The 21561-nt window shown below is 66.0% G+C and carries 22 protein-coding genes and 1 pseudogene; 15 read left to right on the top strand and 8 right to left on the bottom strand.

What is annotated here, in order from left to right:
* Positions 1-112: 112 nt before the first annotated feature.
* On the bottom strand, positions 113-2197 hold the full coding sequence (gene glgX, locus IPN92_16310) for a glycogen debranching protein GlgX (protein ID MBK8639754.1): 2085 nt from the start codon (positions 2195-2197) through the stop codon (positions 113-115).
* An 85-nt stretch (positions 2198-2282) separates the two neighbouring features.
* Positions 2283-3197: a polyphosphate kinase 2 gene (gene ppk2, locus IPN92_16305; GenBank protein ID MBK8639753.1), complete on the bottom strand. Its 915-nt coding sequence runs from the start codon at positions 3195-3197 to the stop codon at positions 2283-2285.
* 278 nt (positions 3198-3475) lie between these two features.
* Here ppk2 and IPN92_16300 point away from each other — a divergent pair, with 278 nt between their 5' ends.
* The 4 genes from IPN92_16300 to IPN92_16285 all read left to right on the top strand — a co-directional run bounded on the left by IPN92_16300 (position 3476) and on the right by IPN92_16285 (position 8975).
* Positions 3476-4837: a TrpB-like pyridoxal phosphate-dependent enzyme gene (locus IPN92_16300; GenBank protein MBK8639752.1), complete on the top strand. Its 1362-nt coding sequence runs from the start codon at positions 3476-3478 to the stop codon at positions 4835-4837.
* A gap of 188 nt (positions 4838-5025) precedes the next feature.
* On the top strand, positions 5026-7701 hold the full coding sequence (locus tag IPN92_16295) for a cation-transporting P-type ATPase (protein ID MBK8639751.1): 2676 nt from the start codon (positions 5026-5028) through the stop codon (positions 7699-7701).
* A gap of 76 nt (positions 7702-7777) precedes the next feature.
* Positions 7778-8068 carry a YcgL domain-containing protein gene (locus IPN92_16290; protein MBK8639750.1) on the top strand — a complete coding sequence of 97 codons (291 nt, stop codon included), beginning with the start codon at positions 7778-7780 and terminating at the stop codon, positions 8066-8068.
* Positions 8069-8078: 10 nt separating this feature from the next.
* The gene (locus IPN92_16285) at positions 8079-8975 is read left to right on the top strand and encodes a 2-hydroxy-3-oxopropionate reductase (GenBank protein ID MBK8639749.1); all 897 of its coding nucleotides are present in this window, start codon (positions 8079-8081) and stop codon (positions 8973-8975) included.
* A 4-nt stretch (positions 8976-8979) separates the two neighbouring features.
* On the opposite strand, the gene IPN92_16280 is transcribed toward IPN92_16285, so the two are convergent.
* Entirely contained in the window at positions 8980-9636 is a 657-nt protein-coding gene (locus IPN92_16280; protein MBK8639748.1) for a hypothetical protein, read from the bottom strand.
* Positions 9637-9814: 178 nt separating this feature from the next.
* Here IPN92_16280 and mobA point away from each other — a divergent pair, with 178 nt between their 5' ends.
* The 9 genes and pseudogenes from mobA (at position 9815) to rfbH (ending at position 16489) form a co-directional block, all read left to right on the top strand.
* Complete coding sequence (mobA, locus tag IPN92_16275) at positions 9815-10444, top strand: molybdenum cofactor guanylyltransferase (protein MBK8639747.1); 630 nt, start codon at positions 9815-9817, stop codon at positions 10442-10444.
* Between the two features lie 10 nt (positions 10445-10454).
* Complete coding sequence (locus IPN92_16270; GenBank protein MBK8639746.1) at positions 10455-11960, top strand: HAMP domain-containing protein; 1506 nt, start codon at positions 10455-10457, stop codon at positions 11958-11960.
* Positions 11957-12661: a response regulator gene (locus tag IPN92_16265; GenBank protein ID MBK8639745.1), complete on the top strand. Its 705-nt coding sequence runs from the start codon at positions 11957-11959 to the stop codon at positions 12659-12661. The genes IPN92_16270 and IPN92_16265 overlap by 4 nt, the downstream gene beginning before the upstream one ends.
* Positions 12662-12776: 115 nt before the next feature.
* Entirely contained in the window at positions 12777-13307 is a 531-nt protein-coding gene (locus IPN92_16260) for a zinc ribbon-containing protein (protein ID MBK8639744.1), read from the top strand.
* Between the two features lie 5 nt (positions 13308-13312).
* Positions 13313-13837 (top strand): annotated as a pseudogene (locus tag IPN92_16255) (NTP transferase domain-containing protein).
* Positions 13838-13971: 134 nt separating this feature from the next.
* Positions 13972-14217 carry a GDP-mannose 4,6-dehydratase gene (locus IPN92_16250; GenBank protein MBK8639743.1) on the top strand — a complete coding sequence of 82 codons (246 nt, stop codon included), beginning with the start codon at positions 13972-13974 and terminating at the stop codon, positions 14215-14217.
* Positions 14218-14430: 213 nt separating this feature from the next.
* Positions 14431-14763 (top strand): hypothetical protein, encoded by a 333-nt coding sequence (locus tag IPN92_16245; protein ID MBK8639742.1) that lies wholly within the window; start codon positions 14431-14433, stop codon positions 14761-14763.
* Between the two features lie 170 nt (positions 14764-14933).
* Complete coding sequence (locus IPN92_16240) at positions 14934-15152, top strand: hypothetical protein (GenBank protein ID MBK8639741.1); 219 nt, start codon at positions 14934-14936, stop codon at positions 15150-15152.
* Positions 15153-15457: 305 nt separating this feature from the next.
* A complete protein-coding gene (gene rfbH / locus IPN92_16235) occupies positions 15458-16489 on the top strand; it encodes a lipopolysaccharide biosynthesis protein RfbH (protein ID MBK8639740.1) in 1032 nt (343 codons plus the stop codon).
* A 150-nt stretch (positions 16490-16639) separates the two neighbouring features.
* Here rfbH and IPN92_16230 read toward each other — a convergent pair whose 3' ends face one another.
* Positions 16640-17812: an alkaline phosphatase family protein gene (locus IPN92_16230; GenBank protein MBK8639739.1), complete on the bottom strand. Its 1173-nt coding sequence runs from the start codon at positions 17810-17812 to the stop codon at positions 16640-16642.
* Between the two features lie 123 nt (positions 17813-17935).
* On the opposite strand from IPN92_16230, the gene IPN92_16225 reads away from it, so the two are divergent.
* Positions 17936-18199 (top strand): proteinase inhibitor I4 serpin, encoded by a 264-nt coding sequence (locus tag IPN92_16225; protein MBK8639738.1) that lies wholly within the window; start codon positions 17936-17938, stop codon positions 18197-18199.
* A gap of 114 nt (positions 18200-18313) precedes the next feature.
* On the opposite strand, the gene IPN92_16220 is transcribed toward IPN92_16225, so the two are convergent.
* A complete protein-coding gene (locus tag IPN92_16220) occupies positions 18314-18589 on the bottom strand; it encodes a hypothetical protein (GenBank protein ID MBK8639737.1) in 276 nt (91 codons plus the stop codon).
* Between the two features lie 77 nt (positions 18590-18666).
* Positions 18667-19614, bottom strand: coding sequence for a transglycosylase SLT domain-containing protein (locus IPN92_16215; protein MBK8639736.1), 948 nt, complete (start codon positions 19612-19614; stop codon positions 18667-18669).
* Between the two features lie 225 nt (positions 19615-19839).
* On the opposite strand from IPN92_16215, the gene IPN92_16210 reads away from it, so the two are divergent.
* The gene (locus IPN92_16210; GenBank protein ID MBK8639735.1) at positions 19840-20355 is read left to right on the top strand and encodes a DUF2934 domain-containing protein; all 516 of its coding nucleotides are present in this window, start codon (positions 19840-19842) and stop codon (positions 20353-20355) included.
* A gap of 1 nt (position 20356) precedes the next feature.
* On the opposite strand, the gene IPN92_16205 is transcribed toward IPN92_16210, so the two are convergent.
* Together IPN92_16205 and IPN92_16200 are read right to left on the bottom strand one after the other, a co-directional pair.
* Positions 20357-21154 (bottom strand): TatD family hydrolase, encoded by a 798-nt coding sequence (locus IPN92_16205; protein ID MBK8639734.1) that lies wholly within the window; start codon positions 21152-21154, stop codon positions 20357-20359.
* Between the two features lie 39 nt (positions 21155-21193).
* Positions 21194-21550, bottom strand: coding sequence for a PilZ domain-containing protein (locus IPN92_16200; GenBank protein MBK8639733.1), 357 nt, complete (start codon positions 21548-21550; stop codon positions 21194-21196).
* Positions 21551-21561: the final 11 nt, after the last annotated feature.

Raw genomic sequence — 21561 nt, 5'->3', positions numbered from 1 at the left:
CGCCCAGGACCGGCGGCGACAAAGGTCGGATTCTAGCTCAGGCGACGGGCGATTTCGCCCCCTTCCACCGCAAGGTCTCACCGTGCCGCCGGACCACCCCGGCGGACGGTGCTCATCGACCCTCGAGCACCACCAGGCTATGGGGCTCTAAATAGAGTTCATCCCGATGCAGCGGCACCTGTTCCCGAGCGGGTACCAGATCCGCGCCCGGGGGTTGGCCCGTATCCAGGACCTTATGCCAGGCACGGCCCGGCAGACTGGAGAGACGAAAATTCCGGCCCACGCCGCCCATGTTGAGCAGGGTGCACAGATCGTCCTCATCCGCCTCGACCCGCGCCAGGGTGAATCCCAGACAATGGCCCTCGGGCCCCTCCCAATGGGGGGGCTGACCGTCGGCGCCCTGCCAGGCGATATCCGGCCTGACGCCCTCCCGTCGGGGACGGCCGGTCAGGAAACGCCGCCGCCGCAGGCTCGGGTGACGCTTACGCAGCGCCACCAGCCCCGCGACGAAACGGCGCATGGGGTCATGCGTCACGACCTGGGCCCAGTCAAACCAGCCAACCGGGTTGTCCTGGCACCAGGCATTGTTATTGCCGCCCTGGGTCCGCAACACCTCGTCACCGGCCAGGATCATGGGGATACCCTGGCTGAGGAAGAGGATGGCCATCAGGTTGCGGGCCTGACGCCGACGCAAGGCAAGAATGGCCTCGTCCCGGGTCTCGCCCTCGCTTCCACAGTTCCAACTCAGGTTCTCGTCGCTGCCATCCCGGGCGGCCTCGCCATTGGCCTCGTTGTGTTTACGGTCATAACTGACCAGGTCCCAGAGGGTGAAGCCGTCATGGCAGGTGACGAAGTTGATGCTGTTGATCGGTAGGCGCTGATTAGCCTGGTAGAGGTCGCTGCTACCGGTGATGCGGCTCGCCACCTCGCCGATAAGGCCGCCGTCACCCCGGACGAAGCGCCGCACACTGTCGCGATAGCGGCCATTCCACTCCATCCAGCGGTAACCGGGAAAGCTCCCGACCTGGTAGAGACCGGCGGCGTCCCAGGCCTCGGCGATGATCTCGGTGTGGGCCAGCACGTCGGAAAACTCGATGCCCCAGAGGAGGGGCGGATTATGCATGGGCTGGCCATCCTCCCCCCTTGCCAGGGCGCTGGCCAGATCAAAGCGGAAGCCATCCACGTGCATGGCCCGCACCCAGTACTCCAGGCAATCGATGATGAAGCGCGACACCAGGGGGTGATTGGCGTTGAGGGTATTACCGCAACCGGTGAAGTCCAGGTAGCGACCCTTGTCGATGCTGTCGAGCAGATAAAAGGTCTCGTTGCCAAATCCCTTGAAATTAAGGACAGGCCCATCGGCCCCGCCCTCCGCCGTGTGATTGAAGACCACATCTAGGATGACGCCGATCCCCGCCCCATGCAGGGCTTTGACCATGTCCCGGAATTCGTCGCGATGGGTCCCGGCCTCGGGGGTCACGCAATAGCCCGGGTGAGGGGAATAGAAGCTGTGGGTGCTGTAGCCCCAAAAATTGCCCAGGCCCAGATCCCGCACCCCGGGGGGTACATCCTGATCATCGAAGGCCATGACCGGCATCAACTCGACGTGGGTGATGCCGAGGGACTGGAGGTAGGGGATCTTTTCGATCAGCCCCAAAAAGGTGCCCGGGTGCCGCACCCCCGAGGATGGGTGACGGGTGAAGCCACCGACGTGCAGCTCGTAGATGACCATCTCCTCCGGGGGCAGGCGGAGGGGGGCATCCCCCTGCCAGTCATAGTCGTCGCCAATGACCATGGCCCGGGGCGAGTCATGGGGCAAAACGCCTTGCCGCAGGCGCCGCCAGCGATCCCAGCCCGCCGGGTTGACCGCCCGCGCGCAGGGTTCCAGGAGTTCGACCCGGGCATCAAAGTGCAAACCCCGACCACGGGGATCATGGTGACCCTCCAGGCGCCAGGTAAAATGAGTGCCAACGGGCAGCCCCACCACCAGCAGGTGCCAGGAGAAGAAGGTGTGATTGATCTCGGGGTCCAGGCGGATGACCTGGAAGGGTTCCGGGCTGTCATGGCCCGCGTAAAGGAGGAGTTCGACGCCGGTGGCGTGGCGGCTGAAGATCGAGAAATTGACCCCCTCGGGTTCCAGGCTCGCCCCCGGGGGATAGCGCCGGCCAGGCAGGGTGGTGAAGGGACCTAGGGTCATGGGAAGTTCATCGGAACAGGAAGACAGGAAAAGCGGGACCCCGAAGGGCCGACCCCGGGAGGCGGGGTGGCCCGTCGGACGCCGGTTAGCCGGTAAAGCGACCCTCGCGCAGGGCCTGGGCCTCCATGATCTCCAGTTCCCGGGCACCGGAGATGACGATCTCGGGATCCGGCACAAAGTCCAGTTCCTTATTTAAGCGCGCGTAGGGCACCGCGTTCAGGATCACCTTCATGGCATTGATGCGGGCGCGATACTTATTATTGGAGCGGATGATGGTCCAGGGGGCATGAGCCGCGTGGGTGCGCTTGATCATTTCGTACTTCTGGCGGGTGAAGTCGTCCCAGCGATCCTGGGCCTGGGCATCGATCTCCGACAGCTTCCACTGACGCAGGGGGTCCGTCTTGCGCCGTTCGAAACGGCGGGACTGTTCGTCCTTGGTGACGCTGAAATAGAGCTTGACCAGAATGGTACCCTGGCGGACCAGATCCTTCTCGAAGCCCACCACCCCGTACATGAAATTCTGGTACTCCTGATCGGAGCAGAAGCCAAAAATGGGTTCCACCACGGCGCGGTTGTACCAGCTACGATCGAAGAGCACGACCTCGCCCCCCGTGGGGAACTGAGCCACGTAACGCTGGAAGAACCACTGGTGGCGCTGCTCCTCGGTGGGCTTGCCGAGGGCGACGAGGCGGTAGCGTTTCTCGTTCATATAGCGGGAAACGCGGCGAATGGTGCCCCCCTTGCCCGCCGCGTCCCGGCCCTCGAAGACGATGATCATGCGCGTCTTGGTTTCTTCGAGATACTTCTGCAACCGGATCAGCTCAGCCTGGTAAGGCTTGAGGCTCTTCTCCTGGCGCCGACGCACCACGGAACTGCGGTTTTCGCTCTTACTCTGCGCTAACTTATTGCGCATGTTACGGTAATCGTCCATCAGCTCCGTCAGTCTGACCTGCTGACCGCGATATTCCACAAATTCAGGGTTCTTCAAATCATCCGACATGACGATTACCTCGTGGTTTTAATAGCGCACCCGGTGAAAGGATATATTTTAACATGCCTCGGGCAGCCCCTTCCCGAAACATTTGCGTCTCGGGAGCCGGACGCGCCCGACCCGGGACAGGGAACGAAGCCCGGCACCGGAGCGGAATGTCAAACTACCATTTATGCCCGGCCCGGAAACTGGCAAACTACGCCGGTCCCGTGCCCTGCTCGGGCATCACCCTCGCGATCCCCATCGCGATCAAGATCGCAGCCCTAACGGAGAGGTCCCGGCCGTCCATGTCCGACAACGTCAAATACCTGCTTAATGAGCAGGACATCCCCAGGTCCTGGTACAACATCAACGCCGACCTGCCGGTCCCCCTGGACCCGGTGCTGCACCCGGGCACCAAGCAACCCATCACCCCCGACGATCTGGCGGCCATTTTTCCGCGCGCCGTCATCGAGCAGGAGATGAGTGCCGAGCGGGAGATCGAAATCCCCGGTCCGGTGCGGGAGGTCTATCGTCAGTGGCGCCCCTCGCCCCTCTTCCGGGCGCGCCGCCTGGAAAAGGCCCTCAACACCCCGGCCAAGATTTATTACAAATACGAAGGGGTCAGCCCCGCCGGCAGTCATAAGCCCAACACCGCCATCCCCCAGGCCTTCTATAACAAGGAGGAAGGGGTCAAGCGCATCACCACCGAGACGGGCGCCGGCCAATGGGGTTCCTCGCTGGCCCTCGCCGGCTCCTTCTTCGGACTGGAGATCGTGGTGTACATGGTTAAGGTGAGCTATCACCAAAAGCCATACCGGCGCGCCTTCATGGAGGCCTTCGGCGCCCAGTGCATCGCCAGTCCATCGGACACCACCGCCTCGGGGCGGGCCATCCTGGCCGAGCACCCGGACAGCACCGGCAGCCTCGGCATCGCCATCAGCGAGGCGGTGGAGATGGCCGCCCAGCGGGACGACACCAAGTACGCCCTGGGCAGTGTCCTCAATCACGTCCTGCTGCACCAGACCGTCACCGGCCTGGAGTCTATGCAGCAACTGGCGATGGCCGGTGACTGGCCGGACATGGTCATCGGCTGCACCGGCGGCGGCAGTAACTTCGCGGGGCTGGCCTTCCCCTTCCTGGGCAAGCAACTGCGCGAAGGCGGCAACATCGAGTTTATCGCCGTGGAGCCCTCCGCCTGCCCGACCCTGACCAAGGGCCTCTTCGCCTATGACTTTGGCGATACCGCCCACCTGACACCCCTGTGCAAGATGTTCACCCTCGGTTCCAGCTTTGTCCCACCGGGCTTCCACGCGGGCGGGCTGCGCTACCACGGCATGGCCCCCCAGATCAGCCATCTGGCCAAGCTGGGCTACATAGCGCCGCGCTCCTACAACCAGTTGGAGTGCTTCGCCGCCGGGCTCCAGTTCGCCAAGTCCGAGGGCATCATCCCGGCGCCCGAGGCTAACCATGCGGTGCGCGCCGCCATCCACGAGGCCGAGAAGTGCCGGGAGTCCGGCGAGGCCAAGACCATCCTCTTCAACCTCTGCGGCCATGGTCACTTCGACATGCAGGCCTACACCGATTACCTGAACGGCAAACTTCAGGACCTGGTGTATGACGAGGCCGAGGTCGCCATGGCCCTGGCGGGCCTGCCCTCGGGGGTGTAAGGCCAGGCCTCCCGCCATCTCGGCCAGGGGCAGGGATGGCCTGATGGCTCAAACCGCCGGCGCCTGCCCCTTGGGGTGGGCGCCGCGGCTCTCCAGCCTGATACCGGTCACGAAACCGCCCCTTCCCAGGGCGGCGACCCGCCAGGCCACGCCTAGGAAAAGGGGGCATCCTGGCCTAAGCTGACGGCATGCACCTGGCTAATCTTGACATCCCCGCGGCCCTGCAAAGCCTGGGCACCGCCGAAACCGGGCTGACGGCCAGCGAGGCCGAGCGGCGGCTGCGGGAGTATGGCGAAAACCGCATCCTGGCCATCGGGGCCGAGCCGGAATGGCGGCGCCTGCTGCGGGAGTTCACCCACTTCTTCGCCATCATCCTCTGGGTGGCCGCCGGCCTCGCTTTTTTTGCCGAGTCCCGCGACCCGGGCGCGGGGATGTGGCAGCTTGGCATCGCCATCCTCGCCGTCATTCTGATCAACGGCAGCTTCTCCTACTGGCAGGAATATCGCGCCCAGCGCGCCATCGACGCCCTGCGCAAACTGCTACCCCAGACCGCCAAGGTGGTGCGCGACGGCCAGTTGACGACCCTCCCGGTGGAGTTCCTGGTGCCCGGCGACATCATCCTGCTGGAGGCTGGCGACAATGTGCCCGCCGATTGCCGCCTGATCGCCAGCGCCGAGATCCGCGTCAATACCGCCACCCTCACGGGTGAGTCCCTACCCAAGGTCAAGAATGCCGAAGACTGCCCCGCAGGCAAGACCACCCTGGAGACCCGCAACCTGCTGCTGGCCGGGACCTCCCTGGTCGCTGGCGAGGGCCGGGCCCTCGTCTTTGCCACCGGCATGCACACCGAATTTGGCCAGATCGCCCACCTGACCCAGACCGCCGAGAGCGCGCCCTCCCACCTGCAACAAGAGATCGCCCGGCTCTCGCGGCTGGTCGCGGTCTTTGCCACCGGGCTGGGACTGCTGTTTTTCCTGATCGGCCTCTTCCTGGGCCTGCCCTTTTGGGCCAACCTCATGTTCGCCATTGGTATCATCGTCGCCAACGTCCCCGAGGGCCTGCTGCCCACCGTGACCCTGTCCCTGGCCATGGCCACCCAGCGCATGGCCAAGCGTCAGGCCCTGATCCGCCACCTGCCGGCGGTCGAGACCCTGGGGGCCACGACCGTGATCTGTAGTGACAAGACGGGAACCCTGACCCAAAACCGCATGGCGGTAAGGCGGACTTACTGTCAGGGCCGGCTGCGGGAGGGCCCCCTGCCCTTGGACGAGCCAGGGGCCACCCGGCTACTGCGCAACCTGTCCGTCTGTCACAGCCTGAAACAGGGCACCCGGGCGGGCCAGCCGGTCTGGCTCGGTGATCCGATGGAATTGGCCCTGGTTGAATTCGCTAGCCAGACCAGGAGCTTTGCCGACATGACTCCCAGGGGTGAGCTGCCCTTCGACAGCGAACGCCGCCGCATGTCGGTCATCGTCACCCAGGGCGGGGAGCGCTGGCTCTACTGCAAGGGGGCGCCGGAGGCTGTCATGCCCCTGTGCGCGGAGATCGAAACGGACGGTGGCACCGAGCCCTTTGATAGGCAGGACCACCACGCCATCGTCCAGGCCCAACAGGGTATGGCCGATGCCGGCCTGCGCGTCCTGGCCTGTGCCTGGCGGCGGCTGGAGGCCGACGCCAAGCCCCGGGAAGAGGGGTTGGTGTTGTCCGGCCTGATCGGCCTTTACGACCCCCCCCGGCCCGAGGTGCCCGAGGCCATCGCCCGTTGCCGCTCGGCGGGCATCAAGGTCATCATGGTCACCGGCGACCACCCCCACACCGCCCAGGCGATCGCCCGCGAGATCGGCCTCGTCCAGGGGGAACGCCCGCGCGTCATTCTGGGTGAATCCCTGCGCCGCCTGACCAAGGCGCAACTTCAAACCGCCCTCGACAGCCCCGAGATCCTCTTCGCCCGCGTCACCGCCGAGCAAAAGATGCTGATCGTCAATGCCCTCAAGCGTAAGGGCGAGATCGTCGCGGTTACCGGGGATGGCGTGAACGACGCCCCGGCCCTCAAATCCGCCCACATCGGCATTGCCATGGGGCTGTCCGGCACGGACGTGGCCAAATCAGCGGCGGACATGATCCTGCTGGACGACAATTTCGCCAGTATCGTCAATGCCATCGAGGAAGGCCGCGCCGTCTTCGACAACATCCGCAAGTTCCTGACCTACATCCTGACCTCAAATATCCCGGAGCTGGCGCCTTTCCTTGTTTACGTACTGCTGCGGGTGCCCCTGCCCCTGACCATCATCCAGATCCTGGCCGTGGATCTGGGCACCGACATGTTTCCCGCCCTGGCCCTGGGGGCCGAACGACCGGACCCCGGCGTCATGCGCCAGCCACCCCGACCGGCCCAGGAGCGGCTGCTCTCCTGGTCGCTGGTGGCAAGGGCTTACCTCTGGCTGGGACCGCTCCAGGCGATCGCGGCCTTGGTGGCCTTTTTCTTCGTCCTGCACCTGGGTGACTGGAGCTACGGCACCCCCCTCGACCCTCGGGATCCCCTCTATTTGCAGGCCACCACCGCCTGTCTGGCGGCCATCGTCGCCGCTCAGATCGTCAATGTCTTCATCTGCCGCCACCCCCGTAACGCCGCCTGGTCCCTGCCCCCCTTCGGGAATCGCCTCCTGCTCCTGGGCCTGGCGGTTGAGTTGGGCCTCTTGATCCTCATCATTTTCACGGCCCCCGGTAACTGGATGTTTGGCACCCAGGCCTTCGAGCCGGGCCTCTGGGGACTGATCGCCCTCCTGGCCCTGGCCTTTGGCCTCCTGGAAGAGACCCGCAAGTACGCCGTGCGACGCTGGGCGCGGCCACGGCACGGCGCCTGAACCCGGATTGGTTCGGCCGGGGGCTGAAGAGGTACAGTAGCGCCCCCGACCCCCGAACCACCGAGGCCCCATGCGCATGAGCCAGGAACCCCGCCCCTGCTGGATTTACAAGAGCCCCCGCAAGGAAGAGATGTACCTCTACCTGAGCGCCAAGGAGGGCTTCGCGGCCCTGCCACAGGCCCTGCTGGACCGTTTCGGTCCACCGGTCTTCGTGATGGAGTTGGACCTCCACCCGGCACGCCAGTTGGCGCGGGAGGACGTGGTCAAGGTCATGACCAACCTGGACACCCAGGGCTTCCATCTCCAGATGCCACCGGAGATCCGCCCGGATTTTCTGCCCTCCTTCCACCAGAGCACCCTGCACTGAGGATCCGCCCATGCAGACGAAGATAGGCTTCATTGGCCTCGGTATCATGGGCCGGCCCATGGCCCTGAACTTGCGCCTGGCCGGCTATCCCCTCCAGGTCCACGCCCGCCGTACCGAGTCCATGGCCCCCCTGGTCGCGGCCGGCGCCATCGCCTGCGCCAGCCCGGCCGAGGTGGCGCGGCAGGTGGACATTCTCTTCACCCTGGTTGCGGATACCGCGGACGTGGAGCAGGTGATACTGGGAGACCAGGGCGTCCTCGCCGGTGCCCGCCCGGGTCTGGTGGTGGTAGACATGAGCACCATCTCCCCCGCCGCCACCCGCGCCCTGGCCCGGCGGCTGGGCGAACAGGGGGTGGAGATGCTCGATGCCCCCGTCTCGGGGGGCGAGATCGGCGCCATCCAGGGCATCCTCTCCATCATGGTCGGCGGCGAGGCGGCGGTCTTCGCGCGGGTCAGGCCCCTGTTCGAGATCCTGGGCAGGAATATCGTCCACATCGGCGGCCATGGCGCGGGCCAGGTCTGCAAGTCCTGCAACCAGATCGCCATCTCCAACACCCTGGCCGGGGTCGGCGAGGCCCTGCTCCTGGCCCGCGCCTCCGGGGTAGACCCCGCCAAGGTCCGTGCCGCCCTCCTCGGCGGCTCCGCCAACAGCCGGGTCCTGGAGATTCACGGCCAGCGCATGATCGACCGCGACTTCAATCCCGGCTTCAAGGCCCGCCTGCATCAGAAGGATCTGCGCCTGGTCCTGGAGGCCGCCCACGAACTTGGCCTCGCCCTCCCGGGTACGGCCCTCGTGGCCCAATATCTCAATGCCCTCCTGGGTCGCGGCCTGGGGGAACTCGACTCCAGCGCCCTTTACCAGATGCAGGAGGAGGTCAGCGGCCTGGCCCCAGAGGAAGGGTCCTAGCCGGCTACCAGCGCCGGAACACCAGATGGAGCGGCTGGCCATGACGCAGAACCGTCAGGGAGGCCGGCTCCCCCTTGTCCAGGGCGGCCATGACCTCATCCGCCTTGCGGATGTAATCCAGGGCCCGGGGCGGGCTGAAGCGCGGGATCTCGCCATCGATCAGGGCAATGACATCCCCCTCCCGCAGGCCAAACTCCCAAAGGACGGAATCCGCCGCCACCCGATCGAGGGACAGCAGGGTCGGCTCGCCATCGCCCCGGGGCAGGATGGAGCTGCTGGCCTTCATCAGTTCCGGCATCCAGTTGGACGAGTCGGCGATGCGCGTCAGCAGTTCCGGGTAGAGCACCAACTCCTGGCGAGTCAGGCTCTCGGCCCCCTCGGCCAGGACGCCCTGACGGCGCAACCGGGAGACCAGGAGCCGCTCCTCCCGCGCCGCCGCACCCTCCCCCGCGGCCAGGGGGCTCGAGGTCTTGGGCAGAACGGGGGCCAGGGAGCCGAGGTTGGCGGGCGAGTGGGCAGCCCCCTCTCCCCGTGGCGATGGGGAGTGTTGAGCGCCGGCCGCCGACGGGGTCGCGTCCCCCTGGCCGCCCGCCCGCTCCGCCTCGGTCAGCCACCCCCGCAGCCCCGCCACCAGCAGGAGCCCCAGGAGTCCGAACAGCACCCGTCCAAGCCAGGGGCGAACAGCCCAGGCGCCCCTCCCGGAGGCCGACCCTTCATCAAGACTTATCTTTGGACTCTTAGTTACCATGCTCATACCTTCACGCTCGGTGGACGCCCCGGATGCACATGATGGCGCTAAACCGACCCCTCGAAAAGCTGACCAGGCCCCAACATCCGCCATGGCACAACCGACCCGCGACACCATCACCGGCGTCATCCTCGCCGGGGGCCGGGCACGCCGCATGGGGGGCCAGGACAAGGGCCTCATCCCCTTCGGCGGACGGCCCTTGGTGGCCTGGGTGATCGCGGCCCTGAGGCCCCAGGTCGGGCGCATCCTCATTAACGCCAACCGCAATACCGAGGCCTACGCGGCCCTGGGCTACCCCCTGGTCGCGGACCGGATCGCGGGCTTTCCAGGTCCCCTGGCGGGCATCGCCACCGCCATGGCGGTCGCCGAGACCCCCTGGATTCTGACCCTGCCCTGCGATGGACCCTATCCGCCCGCCGATCTTGCACAACGCCTGGCCGCGGCCCTGATCCTGACGGATGCCGAGATCGCAGTAGCCCGGGATGCCGAGCGGATCCAGCCGGTCCATGCCCTGCTGCCCGTGACGCTCGCCCCCAGTCTGCAACGCTATCTGGCCGCCGGGGAGCGGCGCCTCGATACCTGGCAGGCCCAGCATCGGCTGACCCAGGTGGACTTCAGCGACTGCCCCCTGGGCTTCGCCAACCTCAATGCCCCCGAGGACACCCAATGGCTGGAGGCCCAGCCCAACTTTCCTTACTTGCTGCACCCTGGCCAGCCATAATCTTGTCCCCATGACCTTCTCCATCCGCACCAAGCTCTTCCTGACCCTCTTGACCGCCAGTTCCCTGGCGGTAGCGGGCATGCACGCCTTCATGGCCTGGTCCTTCAACAATGGACTCCTGGAACTGGCCGAAAGCCGCCAGCAGGAACGACTGGAGCAGATTGTTGAACGCCTGGTCGAGCGCTACGGCCTGGATGGCGGTTGGCAACAGATCACCGCGGACAAGGGCATCTGGATCGGTATCCTCACCGGCTTCGGCCGGTCGGAGGATCCTGTTGGCCAGAATCCCCAGGACTGGGCCCCGCGCAGCGGCCCCCGGCGCCACCAGGCACGCATGATGCGACATCGGTTCGAAGAACCCGGCATCTGGCCCCCCACCCCGGCGGTGGAGCGGGCGCGTCAGCCCGATGGCCCACCCCTGCCCCTGGAGATGCGCCTCATGCTGCTGGACCAGGACGGCACCCCCATCCAGGCCCAGCCGGAATTGCTCCCCGGGACGCCCCGCTTCCCCCTCCGGCTGGACGAGGAGCGCATCGGCGAGCTAGCCCTGATCCAGGGCCCCTTCCTGCCCGAATCCGGCGAGTTGCGGTTCCAGGAAAGCCAGGGCCAGGCCCTGCTGCTCATCGCCCTCGCCATGGTTCTGCTCTCGGCCCTCTTCACCTTTCCCCTGGCCCATCGCCTGGCCAAGCCTGTGCGCGGCTTCCAGGATACGGCGCGGCGCCTGGCCTCCGGCGACTATGCCGCCCGGGCCGCCAGCCAGGGGGATGATGAACTGGGCCGACTTGGCCGCGACCTCAACGCCCTGGCCCAGACCCTGGAGGCCAACGAGCAGGCGCGACGGCGCTGGATGGCGGATATCTCCCACGAACTGCGCACCCCCCTGGCCCTGCTGCGCGCCGAGATCGAGGCCGCCCAGGACGGCGTGCGTCCCCTGGGGCCCCGGACCCTGGAGGCCCTCCACGGCGACACCCTGCGCCTGGGCCGGCTGGTGGATGACCTGCATGAGCTATCGATGACGGACCTCGGCGCCCTCAGCTATCGCAAAGGAGATACCGATATCCTGGAAATCCTGGCGGCGGACCTGGACGCCTTCCGCCCCCGCTTCGCCGCGGCCGGCCTGGGACTCAGCCTCCACAACCCGCTGACGGAACCCCCGGTGCTATGGGCGGACGGCCACCGTTTGTCCCAACTCTTCCGCAACCTGCTGCAGAACAGCCTCCAGTACACCGACCCCGCCGGCGAATTACGCATCCTCCTCACCCGCCTGCCCGGCGAGTTGCACATCGACTTCCAGGACACGGCCCCCGGCGTGCCCGAGGCCGCCCTGGACCCGCTGTTCGACCGCCTGTACCGAGTCGAGGCCTCTCGCGGCCGCAACACGGGCGGTGCCGGACTCGGCCTTGCCATCGCCCGTAACATCGCCGAGGCTCATGGCGGGGACATCAGCGCCCAACCCTCCCCCCTTGGCGGTCTCTGGATTCGTCTCCGCCTGCCCCTCCAAGGTGCCACTCCATGACCGACCAAATTCTGATTGTCGAGGACGAGGACCGCCTCGCCCGCCTGGTCGCCGATTACCTCACCGCCGCTGGCTACGGCACCCAGATCCTCGCCGACGGCACCCTCGTGGCCGACTGGGTGCGTGCCCATCAACCCGCCCTGGTCCTTCTCGACCTCATGCTACCCGGCCATGATGGCCTGGACTTGTGCCGCGACCTCCGCGCCTTCAGCCCGGTCCCCATCATCATGACCACCGCCCGCGTCGAGGAAATCGACCGCCTCCTTGGCCTGGAACTGGGCGCCGACGACTATGTCTGCAAACCCTACAGCCCCCGGGAGTTGGTGGCGCGGGTCAAGGCCGTTCTCCGCCGCACCCAGGCCGCCACCCCCGGCGCCAAGGCGGGCGGCGAGGTCAGCCGCCTCACCCTGGACGCCGCCACCCTGCGCGTCCACTGGCGGGAGCGCGCCATCGAACTCACGGCGGTGGAATTCAGCCTCCTCGCCACCCTTCATGCCGCCCCCGGCCGCATTTTCTCCCGCGAGCGCCTCATGGAGCGCATCTACCGAGACCACCGCGTCGTCTCGGATCGCACCATCGACAGCCACGTCAAGAAACTGCGCCGCAAATTAGAGGAGCTGGCCCCGGAGCAGGAACTGATCCACTCCGTCTATGGGGTCGGCTATCGTTACGAGGAAGGGACCGAGACGGCGCCCTTATAGGATTCAGGGGAAGGCATTCAATGCTTGCCATTTCCCCACCATGGGGCAAACTTGGCACAGGGGACGCACCGAAGCCCCCACCCACCGCATCCACCGCCACCACCCGGAGCCCACCATGAGCGACAACGACAAGCCCGCCGCCCTCGACAAGATGGTCCAAGCCTACGAGGAGATGCTCAAGCGCACCCACGAATCCCTGGCCAAGGCCGGGCAGGAGACCATGCCCGCCCTGCGCGAGCTGCTGGAGAAGAGCCGCGACCAGATGGTGGAGTTTGGCGAGCTCACCCGCGAGGAGGCCGCCAAGGTGGCCGACTACATCGAGCGCGACATCAAGGACGCCGCCACCTACATCACCGAGACCGGCGCCGACCTGCGCCAATGGTGGCGCTTCGACCTGGATCAGGTGGAGCAGCGCCTGCTGGAAATGTTCACCAGCGTCGCCGACCAGACCAGCCTGCAACTGCGCAACTGGGCGGACCAGGCCCGCCATACCATCGGCTACCACACCGGCGAAATCTCCGGCCCCGGCACCCTCCTCTGTACCGCCTGCGGCGCCGAGATCCACCTCCACAAGACCGGCCGCATCCCCCCCTGCCCCAAGTGCCACGCCACCCAGTTCAAGCGAGCCACCGGCCACGACACCTAGGGACTATGAAGGCCGCCATCCTGGCCGGCGGCCTGGGCACCCGGCTTGCCGAGGAGACCCAGATCAAGCCCAAGCCCATGGTCGAGATCGGCGGCAAGCCGATCCTCTGGCACATCCTCAAGACCTATTCCCACCATGGCCTCAACGACTTCATCATCTGCCTGGGCTACAAGGGCTACCTCATCAAGGAATACTTCACCAATTACCTGCTCCACAATTCCGACCTGACCCTCGACCTCACCACCAACCGCATCGACATCCACCAACGCTATGCAGAACCCTGGCGCATCACCCTGGTGGATACCGGCGAGCAGACCCGGACTGGCGGCCGCCTGGGCCGGGTCCGACGCTTTTCCACCCTAGACCTCCTAGGCGGCGATGACATCGCCTGGGAGGACGGCCCCATCGCCAGCCTGGTCCGACAGTGCGAGTTGGTAGCCTACCGCCACCCCGGATTCTGGCACCCCATGGACACTCTGCGCGACCGCATCTACCTGGAGCAGCTGTGGGCCAGTGGTGCCGCTCCCTGGCATCACGGCCACACCGGCCTCAAGGGCAGTTGGCTCAGCCTCTGGCTGCAACATCTTGGCGCCCGGATCACCGGCTACGCCCTCGCCCCCCGACCCAGCCCGGCCTCTTCGCCGCCGCCCGCATCGCCACCGGCATGGACTCACACCTCGCCGAACTCCGCGACCCGACCCGCCTGAACGAGGCCCTGCGCGCCGCTAGCCCGGAAATCGTCCTCCACCTCGCCGCCCAGGCCCTGGTCCGCCAGGGCTACCGCGACCCGGTCGAAACCTACGCCACCAACGTCATGGGTACCGTCAACCTGCTGGAGGCGGTACGCCACACCCCAGGCGTCCGTGCCGTCGTCATCGTCACCAGTGACAAGTGCTACGAGAACCGTTAATGGGTCTGGGGCTACCGGGAAAACGAACCCCTCGGCGGCCGGGACCCTTACAGCACTAGCAAGGCCTGCGCCGAACTGGTCACCCGTGCCTACCGTGACACCTTTTTCAACCCTGCCCAGCATGCCGAGCACGGCGTCGCGATCGCCAGCACCCGCGCCGGCAACGTCATCGGCGGCGGCGACTGGGCCGCGGCCCGCCTCATCCCCGACCTGTTGCGCGCCATCGCGGCGAGCGAGCCCGCCGCCATTCGGTCCCCCCAGGCCGTCCGCCCCTGGCAGCACGTCCTGGAACCCCTGGCCGGTTATCTGCTCCTGGCGGAACGGCTCCACACCGAGGGCACCACCTTCGCCGAAGCCTGGAACTTCGGTCCCCACGACGAGGACGCCAGACCCATCCAGCGGCTCATCCAGCGCCTTACTGCCGCCTGGCAGGCCGGCGGCGGGCAGGGAACTGGCAGCTCGACCCCAGGCCGCAACCCCACAGCCCCTTACCTCAAACTGGATTGCGCCAAGGCCAGGAGCCAGCTAGGCTGGCAGCCCCGCTAGTCGCTGGATGAAACCGTCCGTCGTATCGTGGCCTGGCACCAGGCTCAAGCTGTCGGCACTGATATGCGTGACAGATCGCCTCTGGAACTCATTGATTATGAAAATCAGCCAGTCTGATCCACCGTATTGGCGCACGGGTTACCTTGACCTTGCCGAGGAGGCCGCTTCCCATGATGATCACCGCACAGACCCTGGCCGTTGGCCCGGGGGGCGACGTCAACTTCCAGGTCGCCAGCCCCCAGGGTGCGCGTATCCGGGTGATCGTCCATGACGAGAAAGCCGATGAGCAAGTGGCGGAACAGACCGCGATTGCCCACCTCCAAGACAAAACAGGCTTCGCCCGTGAGGTATTAGCCAACCCGGCGGAGGATATCTGGAATGATCTCTAGGATTCGGTCGGGGGCATCTACAAGCTACCTTTCCCCTTCACGGAGTCATCGACCACCAGGGCACGGCCGGCGCTGGCCATGAATGCCCCCGACCCTAACAGAGATGTGCGCTTCCACTTCACCACCACCCCACCCCAGGATGCGGAGCGCGCTCACGCCTTGCGAAAGGCTGATTTTAATGGCGATCCGCTACCCTTCCCCATTTTTTGCGGATCGACAAGCCCTTCCCGCTGCCTGCCAGCCTGGCCATCAAACCGCTAGCCCAGTTGACCGATGCCGCCTTGGCCAGCGTTTACCGGGTGGTCATGGCGGCAGAGATTCCCCACTTTGCGGCCCTGACCCTAGCCGCCCGCCCCTTCGAGCCCGGCATCACCCCCGTCCCGGTCGCCGGCAAGTTCCTCGACGCCGCCGAGTTGCACAACATGGTCGAAGCCGCCCTCGACGGCTGGCTCACCACCGGGCGCTTCAACAACGCCTTCGAAGAGCGCCTGGCCCGCTTCCTCGGCGTCAAGCACCTCATCACCGTCGACTCCGGCTCCTCCGCCAACCTCGTCGCCTTCGCCACCCTCACCTCCCCCCAGCTGGGCGAGCGCGCCATCCAGCCCGGGGATGAGGTCATCACCCGGCTCTGCCGGCAGCACCACCTCTGGCTGATTGAAGACTGCTGCGATGCCCTGGGCTCGACCTACCAGGGCCAATTAGTCGGCACCTTCGGCGACATCGGCACCCTCAGCTTCTACCCCGCCCATCACATCACCATGGGCGAGGGCGGCGCCGTCTTCACCCATAACGGCACCCTCAAGCCCCTCCTGGAATCCTTCCGCGACTGGGGCCGCGACTGCTTCTGCGCCACCGGCCAGGACAACACCTGCAAAAAGCGCTTCACCTGGCAGCTCGGCAGCCTGCCCGCCGGCTATGACCACAAATACACTTACTTCCACGCCGGCTACAACCTCAAGATCACCGACATGCAGGCCGCCTGCGGTCTGGCCCAGCTCGACAAGCTCCCGGACTTCATCGCCCGCCGCAAAACCAACTTCACCTACCTGCACGAACGCCTGCGCGCTTGCGAGGAGTTCCTGATCCTGCCCCAAGCCACGCCTGGAAGCGACCCCTCCTGGTTCGGCTTCCCCATCACCCTGAGGCCCGCGGCCGGCGTCTCCCGGGTCGATCTGCTGCGGCATCTGGACCAGCATAAAATCGGCACCCGCCTGCTCTTCGGCGGCAATCTCACCCGCCAGCCCTACTTCCAGGGACGCCACTATCGTGTCGCCGGCGACTTGCCCAACACGGACCGGATCATGAACGATACCTTCTGGATTGGTCTTTATCCCTGATTGAGCGTGGAGATGCTGGATTACGCCGCCAGCCAAATCCGCGAGCAGTTGCCGCAAGCGAGGCACCCCCCCGGCAGGCCCTTGTTCACCTTGCAATACCCAGGGAGCCACTCTCGCGGGAGGAGTCGCCTGGACACGGATGTAAAAGGGTTACAACCGGCAGAGGGGCACGACCAACTCCGTTTCGCTCAGACCACCATGGACGCCAATCTGGACCAGGCTCTTCTCGCTGGCCAAATGGTCACGAATGACACTCCTGCCCTTCAACAGCAGGGTGTAGTCCCCGACCCGCTCCTCTAGCCCAGGATGAGGCTTGCCCTGGCCGAACAGCCCCTGCTGGATCAGGTCCTGGCTGGGTCTAAGCAGGGCATGGCCGCCCAGGACGTGCTGGCAGTAGTCCTCGAAGGCCTGGACGCGGCGCGGACGCAGGTAGCAGAAGGCGGCGCGGGGTTCGCCGCAGAGGGGGAGGGACAGGCAGGTCGCCAGCTCCGGGTGATCCGCCAGGTCGAGGCGGTCCCCGGGTCCGGTATCGATCAGCCCATGATCCGCCGTCACCAGCACCAGGGTGTCGGTGCCGGCGCTGGCGACCATGAAATCGGTAAGGGCCTGCTCGATGGCCCCCAGGTGGCGCGCCGCCAGGGGGCTGGCCATGCCGGCCTCGTGACCCCGGCCATCCAGGCCGGGCCAGTATAAATAGAGGTATTTGGGGTCAGTATCCGCGCGCAGGAGGCGGGAGGCCTGGCGGAACATATCCCGCAGGTCCGTGAAGGGGCGCGCCTGGGCCGGTCCTAGGTGCGCCAGATTGAAGTCCGAATGGGCGATTTTGGCCGGGGTGAGAAAGAAGGCGCGGGTCCGAATCCGGCTTGCCAGGCACCGATGTCCTAGGAGCGACGCCAGGTCAACCCCCGCCTGCCGGTAGCCGACGCCCCCATAACGCGGATGCCCGGGCAGCACGCTCATGACGCAGCCCAGTTCGCGGAAGTAGGTGAACCAGCCGGTGATGCCGTGCTGCTGGGGCGCGTCACCGGTCAGAAAGGTGGTGATGGCGGAGGCCGTGGTGGTCGGGAAGACCGAGGTGATGGTCCCGAGCTGGTGGCGACTCAGAATGCCCGTCGGCGAGCGCTCCGCCAACCAGTTCGCTCCCAGGCCGTCGATCACCAACAAGAGAACGTTGGTATGGCCTTGAATCGCCTCTGGTGGTAGCAGCCGGAGGTTGGGGTAATCCGCCGCTCCCCCTTGGGCCCGAATGAGCGAGGCCATGAGGTTGACGATGCTCCCGCCGCCATAATCGGGCATCGGCAGGCCGGTGTCGGAGAGGAGCATAGGGCGGTGTCCAGGGCGCTAAGGGATAACCATTATGAATCAAGTAGCGGAACCGGGCGTTGGGACGTACCATGCGTGCCTTTCGCGCCGCCCCGTCGGGCGGATGACGCGCCCGGAAATGCCATGCGATTGATACCTCTCTATTTGCCTCTTGTGTCCCTGGTCCTGCTGGTTGGCTGCGCGACCCCTAGGGTTGACACTAACAACCTCCCGGTGTTCTGCCTCGATACGCCCAAAGCCGGCAATTGCGCGGGCCGTACCCCAGGCTTTTACTACGATTACCCCAGCGACACCTGTCGCGCCTTTAGCTACGGCCCTTGCCATGGCCCCATGCCCTTCACCAGCCGTGAGCTGTGCGATCAGGCCTGTGTGGCCAGGGGTAAATAGCCTGGTGGAGGGCCGATGGGTGATCGCAACCTAGAATTGGAGAGGTGTGATGCACAGCTGGCAAATGCCAGTAGCTAAGGCGCGGATGTCCGGGTTGGTCAAACGCACCCAAATTCAGCCCCAGGACATCACCCTGCACGGCAAGTCGGTCGCCGAGAAGTTGGCCGTGGCATCGAATTCGAGATCCAGCATCCGCAGGGTCAGTTCCCCGCCGGTCACCACAAAGGGCCGCCGGCAGGAAACCCAACGGGCATCCACCTCTTCCTGCCGGAAGAGCGAGGGACTTCCCGCCGCTGGGGCGACCTCCGGATTGAGCGGGACATGGACGCGCGGATCAATTCGATCGAAATCTCCCTGATCCCGGGTCCAGGCCCTGGACCTCTGAGGCACTCATGATGTTGGTGGCGATCCTTCGGTCTGAAGGCCGAATCCCGGATTGAGCCTCTCGGTCCTGGCCTCCGATGCGACTAGGTTCGACGGCCCTCGGTAGTCGTCAGGTCCGCCCGCTCCCCTTTGGGGCCGGTCTCGGCGCCCAATCGGCGCTGGATGCGTTTGACATAGGCCTGGGTCTCGGGATAGGGGGGGATGCCGCCATGTCGGGCGACCGCCTGTTCGCCGGCGTTGTAGCGGGCCAGGGCCAATTCCACATCGCCATTGAAGTGATCGAGCAGCCAGCGCAGGTAGGCCATGCCGCCCCGCAGGTTGTCCACCGGATCCCAGACATTGGCGACCCCGAAGCACTCGGCGGTGGCAGGGACGAGCTGCATCAGCCCCTGGGCGTTCTTGGGGGAGAGGGCATCAATGGCAAAATTGGATTCGGTCTCGATGACGGCCAGGACCAGATTGGGGTCCAGGCGGTAGTCGGGCGCCAGGCGCTGGACCAGGGCGATGATGTCGGCGGAGCCGATCTCGGGGGGGTGGGGGCTGTCGCTCTTGGGGTCGGATTCGGCGGGTCGGCTGGGCGCCGCCGGGGGACGGAGGTCGATGATGCGGTGGGCGACCATGGCGTCCCGGAGCACACAGGCGAGATCGGCCTCCAGATCCAGGTTCGTGGCCTCCAGACACTGCAGTTGCTGGCTGGCCCGGGGGTGGCCGAGGGCCAGGGCGGACTTGAACCAGGGGGCGGCGAGGACTTCGTCGATCTTGCCGAGTCGGCCGCTGCCGTAGAGCCAGCCCAGATGATAACGGGCATCGGCGAGCCAAAGATGAGCGGCCTCGCAATAGCGGCCCAGGGCGCGATCCAGGTCCTGGGGGACGCCGATACCATTCTCGTAGCGCTGACCCAGCAGCAGGCACTCCCGGGGATCCGCGGCCACCCCAGCCTCGGGTTGCTCACGGACGCTCGCAGCAGGGTCCCCGGGCAGGGGTTCGGCCCAGGAGCGGCACCAGGGGAGGCCCAGGAGCATGACGCCCATCAGGCTGAGGAGTCCAAATGACCGCGGAGGCTGGAGTGTTGGCTGATCACGGTAATCCTCGTTCACCCCAAGAAAAAATCACGGGCCAATCATTTCGGAATTCAGGATTCCCGCTATATCATTGCCGGTGACACAACCCAAATTATCCACCGCCCAACGGGGCTTGCACCAGCGCATTGCCCGCTGGCCGGCCCCGCGTCCCAATCTAGAGGAGAGCGATCACCCATGGCTGAAGACAACAAAATCGTCACCAAAAAGACCACCACCCGCAAGGCGCCCGCCGCCGCGGCCGCTCCGGGGAGGCCGGTGACCAGGAGCCCCGCCACGGACACGACACCCGTCGCCAAGAAGCCCGCACCCGCGCGGACCACCGCCCCGCGGCCAGCCAGCCCCGCCCGAAACGCCGCCTCGACCACGGCGCCCAAGGCCCCAACCCCGGCCGCGGCCCCTAAGGCCACGCGTCCATCCCCCACGCCAGCGGCCCCGACCCGTGCCACACCTGCACCGACCCGGGCGACATCAAGAGCCACTCCGGTTCCCGCCGCCAGGGCTCCGGCCACCAGGCCCGCGGCAAAATCAGAACCTACCGGCGTAACCGCCGGGGAGCGAGAGGCCATGATCAAGGAGGCCGCTTATTTCCTCGCCGAGAAGCATGGCTTCGACCCCAGCTTCGATAGCCTGAATTGGGAAGAAGCCACCCAGCAGATCGATGCCCTCCTGGCCCAGGGCGGTCGGGGTTAGTTCAAGCGTTTCCATCCGGGCGGCCCGAGGTGGGTTTGAAGAGGCGTTGAAAATTGTCATGGGTGGCGGCTATCAGCCGATCCGTCTCCAGGCCGCGTAGCTCGGCGATGCGCTGGGCGACATGGGCGACATATTTCGGCTCATTGGGGCGCCCCCGGTGGGGCACGGGGGTCAGGTAGGGGCTGTCGGTCTCGATCAGTATCCGGTCCAGGGGCAACCGAGCCGCGACCTGCCGCAATTCGTCCGAGCCCGGAAAGGTGATGATGCCGGAAAAGCTGATATAAAAGCCCAGATCCAGGGCCTGGCTGGCCATGTCCCAGTCCTCGGTAAAACAGTGCAGGACGCCGCCGACCTCCCGGGCTCCCTCCTTGCGGAGGATGTGCAGGGTATCCGCCCGCGCCTCCCGAGTGTGGATAATCAAGGGCTTGCCACAGGCCTTGGCGGCGGCGATGTGGTTGCGAAAGCGCTGGTGCTGCCAGGCCAGGTCACCCTCGCTGCGGTAATAGTCGAGCCCCGTCTCGCCGATGGCGACATTGCGCGGGTCCGCCGCCAGCGCCACCAGTTCCTCGACCTCGGGTTCGTGGCGGTTGACCTCATTGGGATGGACGCCCACCGATACCAACACCTGGGGATAGGGCTCCACCAGGGCGCGCATCTTGGGGTAATGCTCCAGGTCGATGGCGACGCAGAGCATCCGCCCTACCCCGGTGGCCAGGGTCTCCGCCATGAAGCGGCTGAAATCCTTGTCATAGGCCTTGAGACTGACCCGGTCGAGATGGCAATGGGAGTCCACGAGCATCTGGGTTCACCTGCGGGGGGTTAGGGGATAAGCGGCCAGCTACATGGTATGGGTGGGGCGATCCAGCTCCAGCATCCCCGCCAGATAGGTCTCGATCTTGTCGCGCGCCGCCCCCCTGTCCTGGTCGCCAAACTGGATGCCAATGCCAATAGCCCGGTTGCCCTCGGCGCCAGGCGGGGTCACCCAGACGACCTTGCCGGCGATGGGCAGGCTCTCGGGGTCGTCCAGCAACCGGAGCACCAGGAAGATGTCATCCCCCAGCTCGTAGCGACGGCTGTTGGTAATAAAGATGCCACCGTTCTGGATGAAGGGCATATAGGCAGCGTAAAGGGCGGCCTTGTCACGGATCGCGAAGTTGATGATGCGGGGGCGAGCGCCCATGGCGGAAGCTTCCATTGCCTTCTCCC

The organism is Chromatiaceae bacterium, assembly GCA_016714645.1.
In the GTDB taxonomy this organism is placed as follows: domain Bacteria; phylum Pseudomonadota; class Gammaproteobacteria; order Chromatiales; family Chromatiaceae; genus M0108.
The sequence above is the reverse complement of the archived record's forward strand: the minus strand, read 5'-3'. Positions and strand labels throughout refer to the sequence as shown.

Excerpts from the sequence above, each read along its gene's own strand:
- glgX (MBK8639754.1), bottom strand. The coding sequence starts at position 2,197 with ATGACCCTAGGTCCCTTCACCACCCTGCCTGGCCGGCGCTATCCCCCG.
- ppk2 (MBK8639753.1), bottom strand. The coding sequence starts at position 3,197 with ATGTCGGATGATTTGAAGAACCCTGAATTTGTGGAATATCGCGGTCAG.
- IPN92_16300 (MBK8639752.1), top strand. The coding sequence starts at position 3,476 with ATGTCCGACAACGTCAAATACCTGCTTAATGAGCAGGACATCCCCAGG.
- IPN92_16295 (MBK8639751.1), top strand. The coding sequence starts at position 5,026 with ATGCACCTGGCTAATCTTGACATCCCCGCGGCCCTGCAAAGCCTGGGC.
- IPN92_16290 (MBK8639750.1), top strand. The coding sequence starts at position 7,778 with ATGAGCCAGGAACCCCGCCCCTGCTGGATTTACAAGAGCCCCCGCAAG.
- IPN92_16285 (MBK8639749.1), top strand. The coding sequence starts at position 8,079 with ATGCAGACGAAGATAGGCTTCATTGGCCTCGGTATCATGGGCCGGCCC.
- mobA (MBK8639747.1), top strand. The coding sequence starts at position 9,815 with ATGGCACAACCGACCCGCGACACCATCACCGGCGTCATCCTCGCCGGG.
- IPN92_16270 (MBK8639746.1), top strand. The coding sequence starts at position 10,455 with ATGACCTTCTCCATCCGCACCAAGCTCTTCCTGACCCTCTTGACCGCC.
- IPN92_16265 (MBK8639745.1), top strand. The coding sequence starts at position 11,957 with ATGACCGACCAAATTCTGATTGTCGAGGACGAGGACCGCCTCGCCCGC.
- IPN92_16260 (MBK8639744.1), top strand. The coding sequence starts at position 12,777 with ATGAGCGACAACGACAAGCCCGCCGCCCTCGACAAGATGGTCCAAGCC.
- IPN92_16250 (MBK8639743.1), top strand. The coding sequence starts at position 13,972 with ATGGACTCACACCTCGCCGAACTCCGCGACCCGACCCGCCTGAACGAG.
- IPN92_16240 (MBK8639741.1), top strand. The coding sequence starts at position 14,934 with ATGATGATCACCGCACAGACCCTGGCCGTTGGCCCGGGGGGCGACGTC.
- rfbH (MBK8639740.1), top strand. The coding sequence starts at position 15,458 with ATGGCGGCAGAGATTCCCCACTTTGCGGCCCTGACCCTAGCCGCCCGC.
- IPN92_16230 (MBK8639739.1), bottom strand. The coding sequence starts at position 17,812 with ATGCTCCTCTCCGACACCGGCCTGCCGATGCCCGATTATGGCGGCGGG.
- IPN92_16225 (MBK8639738.1), top strand. The coding sequence starts at position 17,936 with ATGCGATTGATACCTCTCTATTTGCCTCTTGTGTCCCTGGTCCTGCTG.
- IPN92_16215 (MBK8639736.1), bottom strand. The coding sequence starts at position 19,614 with ATGGGCGTCATGCTCCTGGGCCTCCCCTGGTGCCGCTCCTGGGCCGAA.
- IPN92_16210 (MBK8639735.1), top strand. The coding sequence starts at position 19,840 with ATGGCTGAAGACAACAAAATCGTCACCAAAAAGACCACCACCCGCAAG.
- IPN92_16205 (MBK8639734.1), bottom strand. The coding sequence starts at position 21,154 with ATGCTCGTGGACTCCCATTGCCATCTCGACCGGGTCAGTCTCAAGGCC.
- IPN92_16200 (MBK8639733.1), bottom strand. The coding sequence starts at position 21,550 with ATGGAAGCTTCCGCCATGGGCGCTCGCCCCCGCATCATCAACTTCGCG.